17 protein-coding genes are annotated in these 19,721 nt (G+C 65.9%); 13 read left to right on the plus strand and 4 right to left on the minus strand.

Annotated elements, in window-relative coordinates; all coding sequences use genetic code 11:
* Positions 1–18: 18 nt before the first annotated feature.
* Entirely contained in the window at positions 19–1,158 is a 1,140-nt protein-coding gene (locus PSQ39_RS15145; RefSeq protein WP_273927659.1) for an FIST signal transduction protein, read from the minus strand.
* 231 nt (positions 1,159–1,389) lie between these two features.
* Here PSQ39_RS15145 and PSQ39_RS15150 point away from each other — a divergent pair, with 231 nt between their 5' ends.
* The gene (locus tag PSQ39_RS15150) at positions 1,390–3,915 is read left to right on the plus strand and encodes a polysaccharide deacetylase family protein (RefSeq protein ID WP_273927660.1); all 2,526 of its coding nucleotides are present in this window, start codon (positions 1,390–1,392) and stop codon (positions 3,913–3,915) included.
* Positions 3,916–3,919: 4 nt separating this feature from the next.
* Here the strand turns inward: PSQ39_RS15150 and bioB are convergent, their stop codons facing one another.
* A complete protein-coding gene (bioB, locus tag PSQ39_RS15155; protein ID WP_273927661.1) occupies positions 3,920–5,002 on the minus strand; it encodes a biotin synthase BioB in 1,083 nt (360 codons plus the stop codon).
* Between the two features lie 212 nt (positions 5,003–5,214).
* Here bioB and PSQ39_RS15160 point away from each other — a divergent pair, with 212 nt between their 5' ends.
* Positions 5,215–5,913, plus strand: a complete 699-nt coding sequence (locus PSQ39_RS15160; protein ID WP_273927662.1) for an acyl-CoA dehydrogenase family protein — start codon at positions 5,215–5,217, stop codon at positions 5,911–5,913.
* A gap of 10 nt (positions 5,914–5,923) precedes the next feature.
* On the opposite strand, the gene PSQ39_RS15165 is transcribed toward PSQ39_RS15160, so the two are convergent.
* Entirely contained in the window at positions 5,924–7,189 is a 1,266-nt protein-coding gene (locus tag PSQ39_RS15165; RefSeq protein ID WP_273927663.1) for a methyl-accepting chemotaxis protein, read from the minus strand.
* A gap of 8 nt (positions 7,190–7,197) precedes the next feature.
* The gene (locus PSQ39_RS15170; protein WP_273927664.1) at positions 7,198–7,563 is read right to left on the minus strand and encodes a response regulator; all 366 of its coding nucleotides are present in this window, start codon (positions 7,561–7,563) and stop codon (positions 7,198–7,200) included.
* A 549-nt stretch (positions 7,564–8,112) separates the two neighbouring features.
* On the opposite strand from PSQ39_RS15170, the gene PSQ39_RS15175 reads away from it, so the two are divergent.
* The 11 genes from PSQ39_RS15175 (at position 8,113) to PSQ39_RS15225 (ending at position 19,716) form a co-directional block, all read left to right on the plus strand.
* Complete coding sequence (locus PSQ39_RS15175) at positions 8,113–8,526, plus strand: response regulator transcription factor (RefSeq protein WP_273927665.1); 414 nt, start codon at positions 8,113–8,115, stop codon at positions 8,524–8,526.
* A 61-nt stretch (positions 8,527–8,587) separates the two neighbouring features.
* Positions 8,588–10,510, plus strand: coding sequence for a methyl-accepting chemotaxis protein (locus PSQ39_RS15180; protein WP_273927666.1), 1,923 nt, complete (start codon positions 8,588–8,590; stop codon positions 10,508–10,510).
* A gap of 14 nt (positions 10,511–10,524) precedes the next feature.
* The gene (locus PSQ39_RS15185; protein WP_273927667.1) at positions 10,525–12,084 is read left to right on the plus strand and encodes a chemotaxis protein CheW; all 1,560 of its coding nucleotides are present in this window, start codon (positions 10,525–10,527) and stop codon (positions 12,082–12,084) included.
* A 23-nt stretch (positions 12,085–12,107) separates the two neighbouring features.
* A complete protein-coding gene (gene cheB, locus PSQ39_RS15190) occupies positions 12,108–13,178 on the plus strand; it encodes a chemotaxis-specific protein-glutamate methyltransferase CheB (RefSeq protein ID WP_273927668.1) in 1,071 nt (356 codons plus the stop codon).
* A gap of 12 nt (positions 13,179–13,190) precedes the next feature.
* Entirely contained in the window at positions 13,191–13,829 is a 639-nt protein-coding gene (locus PSQ39_RS15195; protein ID WP_273927669.1) for a HEAT repeat domain-containing protein, read from the plus strand.
* A 7-nt stretch (positions 13,830–13,836) separates the two neighbouring features.
* A complete protein-coding gene (locus tag PSQ39_RS15200; RefSeq protein ID WP_273927670.1) occupies positions 13,837–14,670 on the plus strand; it encodes a CheR family methyltransferase in 834 nt (277 codons plus the stop codon).
* Positions 14,671–14,673: 3 nt separating this feature from the next.
* Positions 14,674–15,045: a response regulator gene (locus PSQ39_RS15205; RefSeq protein ID WP_273927671.1), complete on the plus strand. Its 372-nt coding sequence runs from the start codon at positions 14,674–14,676 to the stop codon at positions 15,043–15,045.
* The gene (locus tag PSQ39_RS15210) at positions 15,042–17,792 is read left to right on the plus strand and encodes a chemotaxis protein CheA (RefSeq protein ID WP_273927672.1); all 2,751 of its coding nucleotides are present in this window, start codon (positions 15,042–15,044) and stop codon (positions 17,790–17,792) included. The genes PSQ39_RS15205 and PSQ39_RS15210 overlap by 4 nt, the downstream gene beginning before the upstream one ends.
* The gene (locus tag PSQ39_RS15215; RefSeq protein WP_273927673.1) at positions 17,792–18,049 is read left to right on the plus strand and encodes a hypothetical protein; all 258 of its coding nucleotides are present in this window, start codon (positions 17,792–17,794) and stop codon (positions 18,047–18,049) included. Before PSQ39_RS15210 ends, PSQ39_RS15215 begins: the two co-directional genes overlap by 1 nt.
* A 2-nt stretch (positions 18,050–18,051) precedes the next feature.
* Positions 18,052–18,426: a response regulator gene (locus PSQ39_RS15220; RefSeq protein WP_273927674.1), complete on the plus strand. Its 375-nt coding sequence runs from the start codon at positions 18,052–18,054 to the stop codon at positions 18,424–18,426.
* A gap of 15 nt (positions 18,427–18,441) precedes the next feature.
* On the plus strand, positions 18,442–19,716 hold the full coding sequence (locus PSQ39_RS15225; RefSeq protein ID WP_273927675.1) for a methyl-accepting chemotaxis protein: 1,275 nt from the start codon (positions 18,442–18,444) through the stop codon (positions 19,714–19,716).
* The last annotated feature ends 5 nt before the right edge of the window (positions 19,717–19,721 follow it).

The following is a 19,721-nucleotide window of genomic DNA, read 5'->3' on the forward strand; positions in this document are numbered from 1 at the left end:
TTGCGCTGAGCGCAAAACTCAGCCCAGCACCAACACGCAGGCGTTGTGAAACCGCGGCACCGCCGGGAAGCACTCGGACTGCAGGGTGTCGATCTCGCCCAAGGACAGCGCACCGATCAAGCCGCCCTGGCCTGACAGCGCATCCAGGGCCTGCAGCTCCTGTTCGGCTTGCTCGCCCAGGTGCATGCGCCGGCCCGCACAGTAAAAGGTGGGCCAAGGCTGGGGGGGCCGCTGGTGCTGCTGCACCAGCATGAATTCCACCAAGTCGGGCAAAGCCGTGCCCTGCCCGACCGCCGGCGCGCGCAGCACCCGCATCAAATTGCCCGGCGGGATCTCCCCCACGCAGAGCAAGGAACCATCGTCATTCAGCGCCACCGGAATGCGCACCAGCACATCCACCACCGTCACCAGGCCAAAGGGGAAGTGCACGGCGTAGTCGTAAAAGTTCTCGCGTGTCAGGTCCACACCAAACTCATGCCGGATCAGGGCCTGGTACACCTCAAAGGCCGGGCGGTGATCGATGGTGTCAATGCGATTGCCATGGCCGGACGTGGCCGTCAACAAGCCACGGCTGACCGGGTAACCATGGCGTGCGATGGCATCCACCCCGGCCGGCGCCAACCAGGAGATGACACCGCCCTGCAGCAAGCGCTGGGCATCGAACAAGCAGGGCATGGGCTGAAAGGTCTCGCTGCCCGCATTGACACCCGCAAAGCGCAGCGGCGCAGTCAAGGCCTCGTACAAACCGTCCATCAAGGCCCCCACCTGGGGCACCTGGGCGTCAAAAATGCTGAACAGGAGCGGTGGGGCCGTGCCCGGGGTCGCCGCCGCCTGCATGGCCCGAACCGCCTCATGCCAGGCCTGAACCCCTGCCGGATCCAGGGGCGCTTGCAGCACAAAAGCGGGCATGCGCTCGAAACAGAGCAAGGCAACGCGGTCGTCCAGGAAGCCCTGCTCCGACAACAACCTGGGAAACACCGCGCCCAGCATGGGGCAGGCCTGGGCCCCAAAACCCTGCTGTAAATCAGGCACCCGGGCAAGCAAGGCCTCGGGCACCAGGACCAGCACTCCCGACTCAGGCCAGCGCTGACGCCAAGCCTGCAGCGTGGCCGGCAGATCTGCCAGATCAGGTGACAAAAGACATTGATCGATGAACATGGACAGAACAAGCGCTGCGAACAAGACCTTCAATGTAGCGGAACACCCCCGGCGGGGCTTGACCCACATCAAGACCAGACCCGCCAAGGCCTACGCCGCGCAGCTCGTGGCGCCTTGCGTGGGCTATGTAACAGATCGCTGACAAAGCCCCCGCTACAAAGAAGCCACTGTTTGCGCCGGGCAGTGGTGCACGGCGACCCATCGGGCAGTCTGCATCCACAAGGTGACCCCATGCGCTCTTTCAAGCCCGCCGCCTCACAGCCCCTTTTCAAGGGCGCTGCTGCCAGGAAGCCCAGCTCGCCCCCTCGGGGACGCTGGCTCTTGCTCCCCCTGCTGGGCGGGGTCTTGAGCGCCTGCGGTGGCGGGAGCGGCGGCAGCGCAGCCGACCTCAGCAGCAGCACCAAACTGACCCAGGCGGGGGACGCGCTGACGGACAGTGCAAGCACCGGCAGCCCTGCCACCGTGGTGCCCGAGGTGCTGGCCAGCCAGGCCCTGCCCACCAGCCCACCCACCGCGTCGCCCAGTCCCGCGGCCAGCAGCGCCAGCAGCAACACCGTGAGCGACGACAGCACCGCCGCGCTGGACGCCACGGCACTGAAGGCCATCCCCCTGCCCACCCCCGACCCCGGGGTCTTGCTGATGCTGGTGCCCGACACCCAGTCCATGACCGACCCCCGCATCGCGGCCTGGCAGGACGCGGCCTCGGAAGAAGGCGTCCGCCTGAGGGCCATCACCGACAGCCAATTCCTGGCCCTGGGCACGGGGGCCAAGGCTTTTGCGGGCCTGATCCTGCCCGACAGCCTGCACACCCAGGCCTCGGACACCTTGATCGCGGCCATCCGTGCCTACGCGCAGAACCAAGGGCAGATCATGCTGGTGTATGACTTTGGTGCCCTGCTACCCAATGGCTTTTACCCGGCCAGCGGGCCGTCGCGGCTGAGCGACCTGGCCGGGGTGCAGTACATCCGCTATGCCGAACTGCTCAACCAGACCACCGGCCTGGGCCCCGTGCGGGCCTTGCGCCCAACCCTGCGCTCGCTGCTCGTGCCGCCGGGCAAGTCGCTGCCGTATGTGGCGCCCGGCACCCTGTCGACCACCGCCATCAGCACCGTCAATGCGGCCAGCGCGAGCGCACGAGACACCGGCCTGATTGGCGCGGCCGGCATCACCAACAACACGGCCCTGTACCTGCCGGTGAGCCGCAGCGACCCAGGCGGCGCCAAGGGCTTTGACCCGCAGCAGTTCATGGCGCTGCGCTCGCCCCAGGCCGGCTCCGCCGCGCTGAGTGCGGCCAAGCCCCGGCCCATCACCATCAACTTTGGCCAGGCTTTCACCAGCAGCCGCCTGGCCAATGTCAGCCAACTGAGCCTGAATGCGCCCAGCAGCACCAAACTGCTCAATGCCACGGCCGCCGACCCAGTCGATGCCTACAGCGGCTACCTGCTGGGCAACTTGGTCTACCCGGTCTATGCCACCTCAGGGGCTTTTGGCGGCAGCGCCAACCCAGCCCAGCAGGTGCTGGCCGATTCGCCGCAATTCGGCCTGGTGGCCGGGTTGAACCCGGTGGGCACGGGTCAGGTGATGTTCGTCAACCTGCCGCTGACCTACCTCAAGGGCCGTACCGACGCCTTGCCCATGCACGGCTTTTTGCATTACTTCGCGCGCAATGTGCTCAAGCTGCCCCACCTGTCGGCCATGCCCAACGGCGTGGCCGGCATGACCTTTGACTGGCACCTGGACTCCAAGGCCGCCCAGGCCCCCACGCTCAGCCTGATGAGCAAGAACGTGTTCAAAGACCCTGGCGCCTTGTTCTCGATCGAGATGACGGCGGGGCCCGACACCATTGCCGCGGGCGACCAGTTGGGCTGGAACCTCAAGGCCAACTACCCCGCGCAATGGATCATGGTGACCTTTGACAACGACGGCCACTCGGTGGGCAGCCACGGCGGCTGGATCCATGACTTCTATGGCGAACAGGCCAACGACACCAATGCCAGCAGCCCCACCGGCGGCGCCTGTGGCAAGCCCCCGGCGCTGGACAACTTCCTGCAGTGCCTGGTGCTGAACCGCCAGGCTGTGGACAGCCATGTCGGTCGGCCCGCCCGAGGCTACTCGGCGCCGCAGGGCAACAACCCGACCTGGGCCATGAACTGGCTGGAAGCGCAAGGCGTGGTGGCCACCTACTTTGCCGGCCACACCGGCCTGGGGGTCACCCGGCAGTACCGCGACGGCGCCCTGGCCAACCCGTCGCTGTGGGTGTCACCCGTCACGCCGCAGGGCTTCTATGCAACCTTTGAGGAGTTCCAGGCCTACAACGTGCCCAAGACGGAAGTCACCCAGTGGTACCGCGACCTGATCGACTTCAACATCGCGCAAAACACCTCGCGCATGGTCTACGCCCACCCGCCCGGCGCCCAGCTTTGGTACGACGTGCTGAGCGGCCTGTTCAGCTACGCCAAGACCCAACGCGACGCCGGCCAGTTGGCCTGGTACCCCATGACCCGCATGGCCGACTTCATGAGCACCCGGCTGCAAGTGACCTGGACGCAAACGCTCAACGCCAGCACCGGCGTCACGCTGTTCAGTGCCAGCCACCCGGTGACCCTGAAGGAAATGGTCTGGCGCCTGCCCAAGTCGCGTTACCCCAACGCCCCGGTGCTGGTGTCGGGTGCTGCTACCATCGGCCTGAGCGACAGCAGCTACTGGCTGGTCAAAGCCCAGCCGGGCAAGGCGCTGAGCTTCTCGGTCAAGTCCTGAGGTCTCAGGCCGGCGCGTGGGCGCAGCGGGTGCTGTGGTCTGCGTTGGCGCTCGCCGCCTCGGCCTCGGGCGCCGGTGTCACCTGACTCTGCGCTTCGGTCGCACAGTGCATGCCCAGACGCTGCAGCAGTTGGCGGTCTTTTTGCGCCTGGGGGTTGCTGGTGGTCAAGAGCTTGTCGCCATAGAACATGCTGTTGGCCCCGGCCAGGAAACACAGCGACTGCAGCGATTCGGGCATCTCTTCACGCCCGGCCGACAAGCGCACCATGGCGCGCGGCATGCAGATGCGGGCCACCGCGATCATGCGCACGAACTCAAATGGGTCCAGCGCCTGCGTGCCCGCCAGCGGCGTGCCCTCGACCTGCACCAGGTTGTTGATGGGCACCGACTCCGGGTAAGGCGCCAGGTTGGCCAGTTGCACGATCAGGCCGGCGCGCTCGCGCCGCGACTCGCCCATGCCCACAATGCCACCCGAACACACCTTCAGGCCCACATCGCGCACCCGCTCCAGGGTGTCCAGGCGGTCCTGGTAGGTGCGGGTGGTGATGATCTGGCCGTAAAACTCAGGCGATGTGTCCAGGTTGTGGTTGTAGTAGTCCAAACCGGCGTCGCGCAACTGCGCCGCCTGGCCATCGGCCAGCATGCCCGCCGTCAGGCAGGTTTCCAGGCCCAGGGCCTTGACCTCCGAAATCATCTCGCCAATCACCTCCACATGGCGCGCCTTGGGCGAGCGCCAGGCCGCCCCCATGCAAAAGCGTGTGGCACCGTTGGCCTTGGCGGCGCGCGCGGCCTCCAGTACCTCGGCCAGGGGCAGCAGCTTGTCCGCTTTCAGGCCGGTGTCGAAGTGGGCCGACTGGGGGCAGTATTTGCAGTCCTCTTCGCAGCCGCCGGTCTTGATCGACAGCAACGAAGACAGCTGGATCGCGTTCGGGTCAAAGTGCTCGCGGTGCACCTGCTGGGCGCGGAACATCAAGTCGTTGAAGGGCAACTCGAGCAAGCTCAAGACGCCCGCCACCGTCCAGGGCGTGGCGTTCACACGCTGAGCGTCCAGGGTGGGGGTGCGGGTCTGAATCTGATTCGGGTTCATGGTTTCTCCATCGCCAGGCCCACAAGGCCCTAGCGCATTTGAGCGGCCCAGGCCGCGGGTCCAGGGGGGCTGCCCCTGCCGGGCCGCAAGCCTATCACCGCCACAGCCCCTGTCGGCCGAGTCACCCCACAGCATCCCAGCCCATCTGATCCGTGAGGCAAGCCGCCATCTGAGCCTGTTCAACCAGCAGGCGGCGGCCGACACTGCGCCCCATGCCCAGCCCCCCCACGCCCATCGCCAGCGCCTTGTCGCCAACGCCGTCATCCCACACCAGTCCGTCCACCTTCTGCGACCCGGTGGACCTGCACCACCTCAAGCGCAGCGCCGCCATTCGCTGCGCCGTCCCCACCCAGCTGGGCGGCCTCGGTGGCGACGTGGCCGATTTATCGGCCCTGATGGAGGCCTTGTGCCGCCAGTCGCTGTCGGCCGCGCTGCTGTTCTGGAGCCAACGCCTGGCGATTGAATTCCTGGTGCAAACCGGCAACGTGGCCGTGCGCGAACACCTGCTCCCAGACCTGCTGACCTTCCAGCGCGCGGCCAGCCTGCCCTTGTCCTTGAACCAGCGAACCATCCAGGCCCGCGACACCGGGCGGGGGTGGCAACTGAGCGCTCAAGGCTTGCTGGCAGCCCATGCCACACCGGCGGGGTTTTCCTTTGTGGCCCCCATTGAAGCCGGCGACCTGTGCGGCTGGGGCCTGCTGCGCAGTGAAGAAGACGGCTTTGACGTTCACCCCCAGTCGCTGGGGGCGGGCACGGCGCCGGCTGACACCGCGCGCATTGACCTGCGGCAGGTGTTTTTCAGGGAGGATGAATGGTTGGGCGGCCCGGAGCTGGACCAGACCGTTCACCCGGTGCGCCGGGCCCTGGGCCGTTTGGGCCTGCACCTGGCGCAGCACATGGCACCGATCTGAACGCTCCAGCTCAGAACAGCTCGATGCGGGGGCCGTTGGCGGTGGCCAGCTCCAGGCCCACCGGCTCCGTCTCCGTGGCCTGGCTGGACACCCCCAAGGGCGTGCCGCCCGTGCCATGGGCATGGGCCACGCGCTGGGAATGCATCACGTAGTCGCTGCTCCAGCGGCGCAGCAGTTCTTCCAGCAACTCGGGTGGCGGTGGGGCTCGGCCGTCGATCAACTGGTACAGCTGCGCGAAGTGCTTGGACAGGCTGGCCAAGGCGCTGTTGATCTGCTCCAGCAACTGCCGATTGATGTCCTGAAACTGCATGTCGCCCAGGGTTTCCACAATGTCGGCGGTGACCTGCTGCATGCTCACCTCCATGTGGCTGGACAAGCCCGCCAGGTAGGGCACCACATCGCCCAGGGTGTTGCTCAGCAAGCGCATGTGTTCGGCGATCTCATGCATCTGCACCGACGAGCTGTGCACCAGGCCTTCCTCCAGGCGATGCAATTCGGCGTCCACGCCCAAGGCCGCGGTATGGATGCCTTGCGTGATTTGTTGCGCCGCCTCGGCCGTTTGGGAGGACAGTCGGCGCACCTCGCTGGCCACCACCTTGAAGCCTGCGCCCGCGTCACCGGCACGGGCCGCCTCGATGGAGGCGTTGATGGAAATCAGGTTGGTCTGGCGAGAAATCTCCGTGATCAGTTGGGCCAGCGGGGTCAGGTCGCGCACCTGGTTGGCCACCGAGCGCACCCGGTCCAAGCTGCCCTGGCGCAGGGTCTCAAACTCACGCTGGTGGTCCGCCAAATGCTCCAGCGCCTGACCGTGGCGGTCCGCCTGCGACAGCGAGTCCGCCGACAGCGCCTGCGAACGCCCCACCGCCTCTGAGATGCGGTCGCGCAACTGCATGGTGTTGCCGTGCACCCGGGTCATGCGCTCCATCATCGAAAACACCGCCGTCTCGGAGGTCTGGATGGTGGCGCTCACCTGCTGTCGCAGCACCGCAAAGGCTTGCTGCGAAGTGTTGATGTCCTGGGCAATGACCTCGTTCGTGGCCGGCCCGTGGCGCGCCGCGGAGCGGCCCAGCCACAGCTGCAGCCAGCTCCCCACCACCAGGCCCAGCAAAAGCGTGAGCACCGACTCAGGGGCCAGCCACTGGGCCAACACCACCAGCGCCACCGCCAGGGCCAGCAGCAGCCGCCCCTGCGTGCGCCACGCGCTCCACCAAGACTTCATCCAGCGGCGCAGGCTGGCGGGGTTGGAGGAGGACTCATTGTGGGGTTCGATGTCCATGTTGCACCTCACACGCCAGGCAGAACCTGCTTGATGACTTTCAACAAATCAGCCCCCCCCACGGGCTTGACCAGCCACCCCGTGGCACCAATGCGCTTGGCCTCTTCCCGCTTGGCCTGCTGGCTCTCGGTGGTCAGCGCCAGGATGGGGGTAAAGCGCAGCAGCTTGCGCACTTCACGGATCAGGCCAATGCCGTCGAGCTTGGGCATGTTGATGTCCGTGATGATCAGGTCGGGCTTGAGCCCCGCCTGCACCTTCTTCAAGGCGGCTTCGCCATCAGGCGCCACCTCGACTTTGAAGCCGCTGATCTCCAGCGTGTTTTTAAGACTCATCAGCATCGTGGCGGAATCGTCAACGAGAAAGATGCTTTTCATGGCGCAGGGCTCCTGGGCTGGGTCGGGCCGACGGCCGCTCCGGTGACCAGCGAGTCCGGGGACTCAGCGGTCGGTGAGGACTACCGACAACGGGATTGAACAATGACTCAATGCTCGCACAAATGATTCAAAAGATAAAGCTTTTCACAATTTAATCATTAAATATGATTTTTTGACGAAGCAGTCGCCCACCTGATCGGCAGGGTGTCCCAGCCCAATTCACCTCGACAGCGTGACCAGCACGCTTGGGGAAATCCCAATACTCCCAGGCACTTCCGCCCTATCAGAGCCGCCAAACCGCAGCGCATTCAACCCCTCATGGAGGTCGGGAATACAAGCTGGGCACGGCCAGCGCCCGTCTGCGCCAATGTGGCACAAGTGTCATTTAATTCAAATTTTTACCGCCAATTGGTTCTAACTGCGAACTTAATGGATTTAAATGCTATTTACTCTCATTTAATTCATTGTTTTTCTCATTTGATTAGGATTTTTTGATCATTTTGATTACATTTGTGACAAGTTTGACAGCCCGTATCGCTGCACCTTCTCATGAAAAAAACCATCCTCACCATCGACGACCAGGCCGACATCCGCCGCCTCGTGCGCATGACCCTGGAGTACGACGGCTACACCGTGCTCGAGGCCAGCGAAGGCGCTGAAGGCCTGGCGCTGGCACGCAGCCGCCGCCCCGACCTGATCCTGCTCGACGTGATGATGCCGGGCATCGACGGCCTGATGGTGGGCAAGACCCTGCAGGCCGACCCCGTGCTCTGCCGCATCCCCGTGATCATGCTGACCGCCCTGGACCGCGACTCCGACGTCGACGCCGGGCTGGAGGTGGGCGTCCGGGCCTACCTGTGCAAGCCCTTTGGCCCGGTCGAGCTGCTGCAAATGATCGAGTCCTTCATCCAAGAGGCCCAGTCCACACCGGACTCGGCGCCCTCCGCATTCCCCTCCCGCTGAGCCCTCAGGGCCAGTTCTTGTGCATCGCTCAACAGCCATCAACCCAACTGAGGAAACCACCATGGCGCTCGTGAAAAAAACCCCGTCCACCGCTTTCAGCGCGGAGCCTGCTGCAGCCACACGCAGCTCGCCCAGCGCCGCCCGTGAGGCCGAAGTGCAGCGCAAGCGCGCCCGCACTCTGGCCAAGCAGCAGCAAGCGGCTGAGCGCATCGCGGCGGCCACGGGTCAAATGTCCTCCGGCATTGCCGAAGCGGCCTCGGCAGCCGAAGAACTCAAGCGCGCCGCGGACCAGATCGCCACCGGTGCCGAAGAGGCGTCGGGCGCCGCCCAGGAATCGCTGGCCGCCTTCAAGCAAGTCGAGGCCTCGGTCACCCGCCAGATGCAAAACGCTGAATCCAGCCGTGTCCGCACCGACGCCATCCAGACCCTGGTGCAACGCACCACCACCGAAGTCAATGGCCTGGTCGACAACGTGGGCGTGTCCGCCCAGCGCCAGATCGCCTCGGTGGGCATGGTGGCTGAGCTGGAAAAACAGGCCGCCAACATTGGCGATATCGTCAAGGCCGTGGCCCGCATCGCCGACCAGACCAACCTGCTGGCCCTGAACGCCGCCATCGAAGCCGCCCGCGCCGGCCAACACGGCAAGGGCTTCGCCGTGGTCGCCGACGAGGTGCGCACCCTGGCTGAAACCTCTGAAAAGAGCGCCAAACAGATCCAGGACCTGGTCGGTCAGATCCAGCAAGAAGTGAAGGTCATCGCCGAAGGCATCAGCGCCTCGGCCAAGAGCGTGGAAGGCGAGGTCGAAAACGGCCGCATCATCACGCAGCAGCTGGAGCAAGTGCGCCGCGACACCCTGGAAATCGTCAAGGGCGTGCAAGAGATCTCCGCCGGCGCCCAGCAGTCGGCAGCCGCCACCAAGCAAGCGCTCAAGGGCTCGGAAGACATTGCCGCGGCCGCCGAAGAGCAATCCGCCGCCGCCGAAGAATCGGCCAAGACCGTGGCCGAGCAATCCCAGGCCCTGTCGCAAAGCGAGCAAACCGCCGCCAGCCTGTCCGAGCTGTCGGAAGATCTGAAGAACTCCACCGACGTGGCCAAGAGCGCTGAAGAAGTGGCCTCGGCGGCGGAAGAGCTGTCGGCTGCCGTGCAAGAAATCAGCCGCTCGGGCGCCCAGATCATGGCCGCCATCGACCAGATCCGCAAAGGCGCCGAAGTGCAGTCGGCAGGCACCGAAGAAGCCTCGGCCGCCGTCAACCAAATCGAACGCGGCGCCCAGCTGGCGCTGGAGCGCGGCAAGGTCAACGCTGAAAAGGTCACCGCCATCCGCGAACTGCTGGCCACCAACAAGCGTTCGGTGGACAGCCTGATCGCCAATGTGTCGCTGTCGGCCGAGGCCTCGCGCAACAGCATCCGCCAGGTCAAGGAGCTGGAACTGGTGTCGCGCCGCATCGACAAGATCGTGGACGCCATCACTACCGTCTCGATCCAGACCAACATGCTGGCCGTCAACGGCTCCATCGAAGCCGCCCGCGCGGGCGAGTTTGGCAAGGGCTTTGTGGTGGTGGCCACCGACATCCGCAACCTGGCCCAGGACTCAGCCGAAAACGCCGACCGCATCAAGGACCTGGTGAAGTCGGTGCAAGACCAAATTGGCGTGGTGGGCCGTGACCTGGGCGAGATCGTGGGCATTGCCACCGCCGAAGTCGAAAAAGCCAAGGCCACCACCGAGAGCCTGAACCAGATCGAAACCGACATCCAGGACGTGGCCCGCAGCTCGGACGAAATCCTGGGCGCCGCCAGCGAAATCGGTGCGGCCGTGGCCCAGGTCAAGCGCGGCGTGGAACAAATCGCCGCCGCCGCCCAGGAAGCCGTGAAGGCCTCGGAAGAAGCCGCCGCCGCCGCCCGCCAGCAAGCCCAAGGGGCCGAAGAGCTGTCGGCGGCCATCGAGGAAATCTCCTCGCTGGCCGATGAACTGCAAAGCGCCTGAACCAGGAACGTGCCATGAGCAGCGAATCCAACAACGAGCTCGGCCTGGCCGAGTCCCGCAGCGAGGACGCCGAAGCGTCAGACACCCGCCAGTACGTGACCTTCATGTGCGACGACGAGGTGTTTGCCGTGGAAATGGCCCCGGTGCAGGAAATCATCCGCGTGCCCGATGTGGTGCGCGTGCCCCTGTCACCGCCAACGCTGGAAGGCCTGGCCAACCTGCGCGGCAAGGTGCTGCCCATCATCTCCCTGCGCCGTGCGCTGGGCTTTGACGAGCGTGAAGCCGACGACAGCTCGCGCGCCGTGGTCATCGACATCTGCCAGCCCATGGGCTTTGTGGTGGACCGCGTGGCCAGTGTGGTGGGCGTCGACGTGTCCAAGATCGAAGGCGTCGAAGGCATTGGCGGCACGGTCAACACCGAGCTGCTGTCGGGCCTGATCAAGGACGTGGGTGGCCACGCCATGGTGATGGTTCTGAACTTCGAGAAGCTGATCGACCAGGAATTCGCCCAACTCAGCGAGCTGACCGAGCAACGCGGCCTGGTCAACAGCCAGGGCCTGGGCGCCAGCGCCGCCAGCGCCGACAGCGGCCGCAGCAGCGAAGAAGAGCTGCACCTGGTCAGCTTTGACGTGGCCGAGCAGGAATACGCCATTGCCATCGAAGACGTGCAGGAAATCGTGCAGGTGCCTGAGCAGATCGTGCAGGTGCCACGCGCCCAATCGCATGTGCTGGGCGTGATGACCTTGCGCAACCGCTTGCTGCCCCTGGTGGCGCTGCGCCGCATGTTCGCCCTGCCCGAGCGCTCGGCCGACGAGCAAAGCCGCATCGTGGTCGTGGCCCTGGGCGGCGCCTCGGTGGGCATCGTGGTGGACAACGTGAACGAGGTGCTGCGCGTGCCCCGCCGCGGTGTCGAAGCCATGCCCAGCTTGCTGGCCCGCAACGGCGACATGAGCGACATCACCGACATCTGCCGACTCGACAACGGCCAGCGCCTGGTCTCGGTGATCTCCACCCACAACCTCTTCCGCCAATCTTCCATCAGGGAGGCTTTGAACACCGTGAACCAGCAGGACGACCGCGCCAACCCGTCCGAACGTCAACAAGACGTGAGTGGCGATGACGAACAAGTGGTGGTGTTCCGCCTGGGCACCGAAGAGTTTGGCGTGCCCATCGACAGCGTGCAGGAAATCGTGCGCGTGCCCGAGGTGCTGACCCATGTGCCCAAGGCCGCCATGGCGGTGGAAGGCGTGATCAACCTGCGCGGCTCCGTGCTGCCGGTGATTGACCTGCGTCGCCGCCTGGGCCTGTCGGCCGTGGCGCGCAACGACGGCCAGCGCATCGTGGTGTTCCTGATCCGAGGCGTGCGCACCGGCTTCATCGTCGATGCCGTGGCCGAGGTGCTGAAGGTGCCGCGCCACGCCATCGAGCCCGCGCCCCACCTGTCGGCGGAACAAGCGACCTTGCTGGCCCGCATGGCCAACCTGGAAAAGCAAAAGCGCATGTTGCAACTGATTGAACCGGACCACCTGCTGCTCGACAGCGACCTGCATTCGCTTGCAGGCATGAGCGCCTGAGCACGCGCACCAGAGACACCACCATGATCAAGCTCCTGATTGTTGATGACTCGGCGCTGATGCGGCGCCAATTGGCCCAACTGTTCCAGGCGGCTGGCGGCTTTGACATCCGCCAGGCCCGCAACGGGGTGGAAGCGGTGACCGAGGACCGCGACTTCCAACCCGATGTGGTGACGCTGGACATCAACATGCCCGAGATGGACGGGATCACCGCCCTGTCCCTGATCATGGCTGAGCGTCCGGTGCCCGTGATCATGGTCTCTTCGCTGACCGAAAAAGGCGCCCTGGCCACTTTCGAGGCCCTGAACCTCGGCGCGGTGGACTATGTGGCCAAGCCCGGCGGCACGATCTCGCTGTCGCTGGAGGTGGTCAAGGCCGACCTGTTGGCCAAAGTGCGCGCGGCCGCCAAGTCGCGCCCGGCCAAGTTCCGCAGCATGGGCCTGGCCACGGCCCGCCCCGCGCGCACCAGCCCCGACCTGCTGGCCCCCAAGTCGACCGCTGTGCGCAGCGGCCCGGCCTCGGACGGCGTGCTGTTGATTGGGGTCTCCACCGGTGGCCCGCGCGCCCTGGAGCAGGTGCTGCCCCTGCTGCCGGCGGACTTTCCGTGGCCGGTGCTGGTGGCCCAGCACATGCCGGCCAGCTTCACCGCCCCGTTTGCCGCCCGGCTCAACACCAGCTGCGAACTGGAGGTGGTGGAAGCCGCCTCGCCCATGCCGGTGCAAGCCGGCCGGGTCTACATCGGCAAAGGCGGCGCCGACATGGTGCTGACACGGCGCGCCAATGTGCTGACCGTGCTGCCCAAGCCCGAGGACAGCAGCCAGCTGTGGCACCCGTCGGTGGAACTGCTGGGTCGCAGCGCCCTGCAGCACTGCAACCCGCGCCACCTGGTGGGTGTGATGCTGACGGGCATGGGCTACGACGGGGCCGACGCTTTTGCCGACATCAAGCGCCAAGGGGGCAAGACCATCGCCGAAGCGGAATCCACCGCCGTGGTGTTTGGCATGCCCGCAGAACTGATCGAGCGCGGCGGGGCCAGCCTGGTGCTGCCGCTCGACAAGATCGCCGCACAGGTCAAGGCCTGGGCTCAACGTTGACAAGGAACAGACATGGCACTCATCAAGACCCAGCCCCCCGAGACCCAAGGCCCCCAAGTACAAACCGACGGCGCTTCGGCCACCGGACGCGACCGTGCTCAATTGCTGGCCCAGCTCCAGTCCGCCTCGGCCGAAGACCGCCGCTGGGCGGCCCGCGACTTGGTGGACTGCCCCGGCGTCAGCGGTGACCTGGTGCGTCACCTGCAAACCGAGACCGAAGGCTCGGTGCGCGAAGTCATCCTGACCACCTTGGTGCGCATCGGTGACGCCCAGTCGGTGGCCGGCCTGGTGGATTGCATGCGCAGCGAAGACGCCTCGCTGCGCAACGAGGCCATCGAGGCGCTCAAGCAACTGCCCACCGAAGTGGCGCCGATCATGCGCCAGTTGCTCAATGACGCTGACAGCGACATGCGCATCTTCGCCGTCAACGTGCTGGAGTCGCTGCGCCACCCCCTGGTGGAAGCGTGGCTGGCCGAAGTCATTGAACGCGACCCCCATGTGAATGTGTGTGCCACCGCGGTCGACCTGCTCGGTGAAGTGGGCTCCCGCGACGTCCTCGAAGCCTTGCTGCGCCTGAAAGACCGCTTCGCTCGCGAGCCCTACATCCAGTTTGCCGCCAACCTGGCGATCAAACGCATCAACGAAGGCTGAGTCGCTTATGGCCGCCATCATCACCGACGAAGACTTCCAGAAATTCAGGGAGTTCTTCTACCGCAAGACGGGCATCCAGTTCGAAAACAGCAAGCGCTACTTTGTCGACAAGCGCCTGATCGAACGCATGGAAGCCACCGACAACAAGCTGTTTCGCAACTACTTCACCATGTTGCGATTCCAGGCCTCGGGCGAAGAGTTGCAGACGCTGACCAACCTGATGACGGTCAACGAAACCTACTTCTTCCGCGAGGAATACCAGTTCAAGTGCCTGGTCGACTCGATCCTGCCCGAACTGGTGTCCAAGCGCCGCAGCGACAAGCCGCTGCGCATCTGGGTTATCCCCTCGTCCTCGGGCGAGGAGCCGTACTCGATCGCCATCTACCTGCTGGAACGCTGGGCCGACATCAACCGCTATGACATCGAGATCATTGCCTCCGACATCGACACCCGCATCCTGGAGTCGGCCAAGCTGGGCCTGTACGGCGACCGGGCCGTGTCCCACCTGCCCGAGGCCTACCGGCAAAAGTACTTCCGGCGCAGCGCAGCGGGCTACCAGCTGATCGACGACGTGCGCCACGCGGTGGAGTTCTCCCGCGTGAACCTGTCGGACCGCGCCGACACCCGGGCATTCCGCCACTTCGATGTGGTGTTCTGCCGCAACCTGTTGATCTACTTTGACGACGTCTCGCGCAAGGCTGCGGCTGAGACCTTCTTTGACGCGCTCAATCCAGGCGGTTTCATCTGCCTGGGGCACTCCGAATCCATGAGCCGAATTTCCTCGCTCTACCGCGTACGCAAATTCCCGGAGGCCATCGTTTACCAAAAACCCACGGAGTGACCCATGAAACGCATTCTCATCATTGACGACGCCGCCACCGTGCGCATGTTTCACCGGGGCATTCTGGAAGGGGCCGGTTACCAAGTCGACGAAGCCGTCAACGGCGTCGAAGCCCTGGAAAAAGCCTTGCTGACGCCTTTTGACCTGTACATCGTGGACGTCAACATGCCCAAGCTCGACGGCTACGGCTTCCTGCGCGAACTGCGCAACCAGAACCTGCCCCAGGTGCCCGCCATCATGGTCTCCACCGAGGCCACGGCGGACGACCGCCGCCGCGCCTACGCCGCCGGCGCCAACCTGTACCTGGTCAAGCCCACGCGCCCGGATCAGCTGGTCGCCCCCATTGCCCTGCTGTTGGGAGAGGTCAGCCCATGAACCCCTTGCTCGAACAATTCCTGTCCGAGGCCCGCGACACCCTGGAAGCCATTGGCGTCCAGCTGATGGAGCTGGAGCACGCCCCGGACGACACCGAGCTGATGACCCAGCTGTTCCGCCTGGTGCACACGCTCAAGGGCAATTCGGGCTTGTTCGAGGTGCCGGAGATGACCCGCGTGCTGCACGCCGGCGAGGACCTGATGGACGCCGTGCGCCACCAGGAAATCCCCTTCAGCGACACGCTGGCCGACCGCCTGCTGGACGCCATGGACTACGTGGCCCGGCTGTGCGATGACATGGAGGCGCAACGCCCCTTCACCGCCAGCACCGCGCAGGACGCCCAGGGCTTTGTCGATGCCTTGCGCGCCCTGATGCCCCAGCGCGAAACCGACGCAGCGGCCGACAGCGCGACGCCAGCCCAGCCGCTGTTGCAGGCCCCCACGGCCGAGCAACTGCTGGCCCTCCCCGAAGCCTTGCGCATGTCGCTGTGGCGCGCGGCGCAAAACGCCGCGCCCGATCAGCAGTTGATCTGGGGCGAGTACCAGCCCGACGAGCAGTGCTTCTTCCAGGGCGAAGACCCGCTGTACCTGCTGCGCCAACTGCCCGGCCTGGCCTGGGCCAGCGCAGGCCCCCGCCAAGCCTGGCCCGAGCTGGCCGTGCTCGACGCCTACCAATGCCAGCTGAACTTCCATTGGCTGGCCCTGGTGGACGAAGACGCGGTGGCGACCCACTTCCGCTACGTGCCCGAACAAGTGCGCAGCTGCCCCCTGAACCCGCTGTGCCTGGCCTTGCCCCAAGGCGACCCGAACGGCGGCCCGGTCTACGAAGACTTTGTCAGTGACGCGCTGGCCCTGCTGGCTGCGGGCGACACCGAAGGCCTGGCGCGCGCCGTGCGCTCGATGCTGGAGCTGTCCAACGCCCAGCTCTGGCTGTCCTCCGCCCTGCGCTGGTTGCAGCTGCTGCAAGAATCGCCCGCCGCCCCCGCCCCGGCGCTGCAAGCCCTGGTGCTGTCGTTGCGCCACTTGCAGGTGCCCGACTGGAGCAGCCTGCTGCTCGAGGCGAGCGCCCCCGCCAGCGTCCCGAGCGCGGCCCCGGCCCCCCGCCAGGCCAGCCCCGCCAGCGCTCCGGCGCCCAGCAACCTGGCGCCCGAAGCGGAGGCGGCTGACGAGTCGCCCGAAGCGGTGGCTTTCCGCGACCTGCTGGCCGTGCAACGTGAAATCCTGTCCCTGCCCGATGACGCGCAATGGCTGGCTGGCCGCCTCAAGGCCGCCTCTGGTGCGCTGGGCGCCTGCTTGCGCGCCAACCAGCGCGACGACGAGCTGCCGGCCCTGGCCGCCGCCACCACCGACGCGCTGGCCGCCGGCAGCGCCGCGCCCCTGGCCGAATGGCTGGACCTGGCCTTTGCCGGCGCCCAAGGCGAGCTCAAGCGCGCGGCCCCGGCTCCGGCCCCGGTCCCAGCGGCAGTCGAAGCCGCCGCGCCCCACCCCGCCCCGGTCGCTGAGGACAGCGCCAACGCCCCAGCCCCGGCCGAAGCCGAGGCCCGCCAGGAGCGCCGCCACGAGGACCATGCCAGCACCAAGAGCCTGAAGGTGGACCAGGTCAAGATCGATCGGCTGATGAACCTGATCGGCGAAATGGTGGTGGCCAAGAACGCCATCCCCTACCTGGCCAACCGCGCCGAAACCCTGTACGGCGTGCGCGAACTCTCGCGTGAAATCAAGGCCCAGTACGCGGTCATCAACCGCATCTCCGAAGAGATGCAGGACGCCATCATGCAAGTGCGCATGATGCCGGTGTCCTTTGTGTTCCAGCGCTTTCCCCGCCTGGTGCGCGACCTGTCGCGCCGCCTGGGCAAAGAAGTCAACCTGGTGCTCGAAGGCGAGGACACCGCGGCGGACAAGAACATCATCGAGTCCATCAGCGACCCGCTGGTGCACATGGTGCGCAACAGCCTGGACCACGGCCTGGAGATGCCCGAGCAGCGCCGCGCCGCCGGCAAGCCGGCCATGGGCCAGCTGCGCATCTCGGCCCGCCAAGAGGCCGACCGCGTGGTGATCGAGATCAGCGACGACGGCGCCGGCATCGACCCCGAGGTGATCAAGTTCAAGGCCTATGAAAAAGGCCTGATCGACGAAGCCACGCTGGAGCGCATCACCCCGCAAGAGGCCATCAACTTGGTCTTTTTGCCGGGCTTCTCCACCGCGGAAGCCGTGTCCGACCTGTCGGGCCGCGGTGTGGGCATGGACGTGGTGCGCACCGCCATCGAGCGCGTCAACGGCAACATCGCCCTGGACAGCGTCAAGGGCCAAAGCACGACGATCCGCCTGTCCCTGCCCCTGTCCATGGCCGTCACCAATGTCATGACGATTGAGACCGATGGCCAGACCTTTGGCATCCCCATCGACATGGTGGTGGAGACCGTGCGCGTGCCGCGCAGCGCCATCCGAGGCATCAAGGACAACCTGGTCACCGTGCTGCGCGGTCGCGTGGTGCCGCTGAAGTCGCTCAACCGCCTGCTGGGCCTGGCGGCCCCGCCGCTGTGCAACGACAACGACGAGTTGGCCGTGCTGGTGGTGCGCATCGGCGACGACGTGCTGGGCCTGCTGGTCGATGCCTTCAAAGAAACCACCGACATCATCCTCAAGCCCCTGGCCGGGGTGCTGGGGGGCCTGAGCCTGTACAGCGGCTCGGCCCTGCTGGGCGACGGCTCGGTGCTGATGGTGCTCAACGTCAAGGAGATGGTGTGATGGGACTCGAATTCCAAAAAAAGCAAGTGCTGCTCACCGGCCTGGTCGGTGTCGAAGAAGCCGAAAACCTGCTGGCCTGGCTGCAAAAAAAACCGGGCGCCAGCGCCGACCTCTCGGCCTGCGAGCACCTGCACCCGGCCAATTTACAGGTGCTGATGGCGGCCCGCACCCCCATCAAAGCCTGGCCCGCCGACCCGCTGCTGGCCAGCTTGCTTCAATCCGCGCTGGCTGCGCCCACCCCCGCCAAGGAACAATGAACATGGCCAAAACCATTTTGGTGGTCGACGACTCCGCGACCATGACCCTGAGTCTCAAATCCAGCCTGGAGCTCAATGGCTTCAAGGTGGACAGCGCCCCTGACGGCTTCGCGGCCCTGGAGAAGCTCAAGCGCGGCCTCAAGCCCGACCTGATCATCACCGACATCAACATGCCCCGCATGGACGGCATGGAGCTGATCCGCCAGGTCAAGGCCCTGCCGGGCATGCGCTTCACGCCCATCCTGACCCTGACCACCGAAAGCGACTCGCGCAAGCGCGACGAGTGCAAAAAGCTCGGCGCCACAGGCTGGCTGGTCAAGCCCGTGTCGGGACCGGACCTGGTGAAGATCGTCAAACAAGTCGTGATCGGCGTCTGAGCCCGAAAGTCCTTCATGACCGCCGACACCCCCCTCCACCCAGCCCAGCACAGCGCTGCGGCCAAGCCGGCAAATGCCTGGCCGGGCCAGCTGCTGCTGTGCGGTGCCAGCGCCGGCACGACCCTGGGCTTGCTGCTGGTCCTGGGCTCGCCCCTGACCATCACCTCCTGCGCGCTGGGGCTGCTGGCCGCTGCACTGGTCACCGCCCTGGCGCAAGCCTGGCCGCGCCGCTGGACCGGTGGCGCGGGGGCCCGCCGCCGCAGCGCGCGACGCGACCGCCTGCCCGTGACCGAGGCCGTGGCCGAGGTGCGCGAGGTCGCGCCCTACCTGCGGGTGATCAGCGGCCAACTCGACGGCGCCCTGCAACAAACCGAAGACGGCGTGCTGGCCCTGATCCGCTTGCTCAATGAGATGGAGCAAAACGCCTCGGAGCAAGTGCACCGCATTCAGGACTCGCAGCGCAACGGCGAAGAGCTGCTGGGCGTGATCCGCGAGAAACTGCTGATCGACAAACAGCTGGGCGCCATCCTGCAGATGTTTGTGGACCGGCAAGAAGAAGAGATTGGCGCCAACCTGCAACGCATCCAGCGCCTGCAAGAAGTGAAGGCCTTGGGGCCGCTGGTGGATGTGATCGCCAGCGTGGCCCAGCAGACCAACTTCCTGGCCATCAACGCAGCGATCGAAGCCGCCCGCGCGGGTCCTTCGGGCCGGGGTTTTGCCGTGGTCGCGACCGAGGTGCGCCAGCTGTCCACCCGCACCGCCTCGGCGGCGCAGGAAATTGCACGCCGCATCAGCGCCGCGACCGTCAACATTGACGTCGAGCTGCGCCAGGCCAACGAGGCCTCAGCGCGCAATGCCTCGACCGGCAACATGCGCAACGTGCTGGGCGACATCCGCGCCATGCAGTCGCGTTTTGAAGAAGCCTCTTCGGGCAACCGCATGCAGGAGATGATCGACGCGGTCAGCGCCGGCCACCTTCACATGTCGGAGCTGCTGACCCAGGCCCTGGGCCACATCCAGTTCCATGACGTGATGCGCCAACGCGTGGCGCAATCGCAAGAGGCCATGCTGGAGCTCGACGAGCACCTGCAAACCATGGCCAACCAGATGCACGACCAGCCCTGGGACCCCGAAGGCCTGCTGTCGCTGCGCCAGCGCCTGGAGTCGCAGATCGAGCGCTATGTGATGCACAGCCAGATCGAGACCCACGCCGCCGCCACGGGGGCCTCAGCCGACAGCGACAGCGCACCGGCCGCCGACCCGAGCCGCCCCAAAATTGAACTGTTTTAAGGTCC

Source organism: Curvibacter microcysteis, from assembly GCF_028649455.1.
Classification (GTDB): Bacteria; Pseudomonadota; Gammaproteobacteria; order Burkholderiales; family Burkholderiaceae_C; genus Curvibacter; species Curvibacter microcysteis.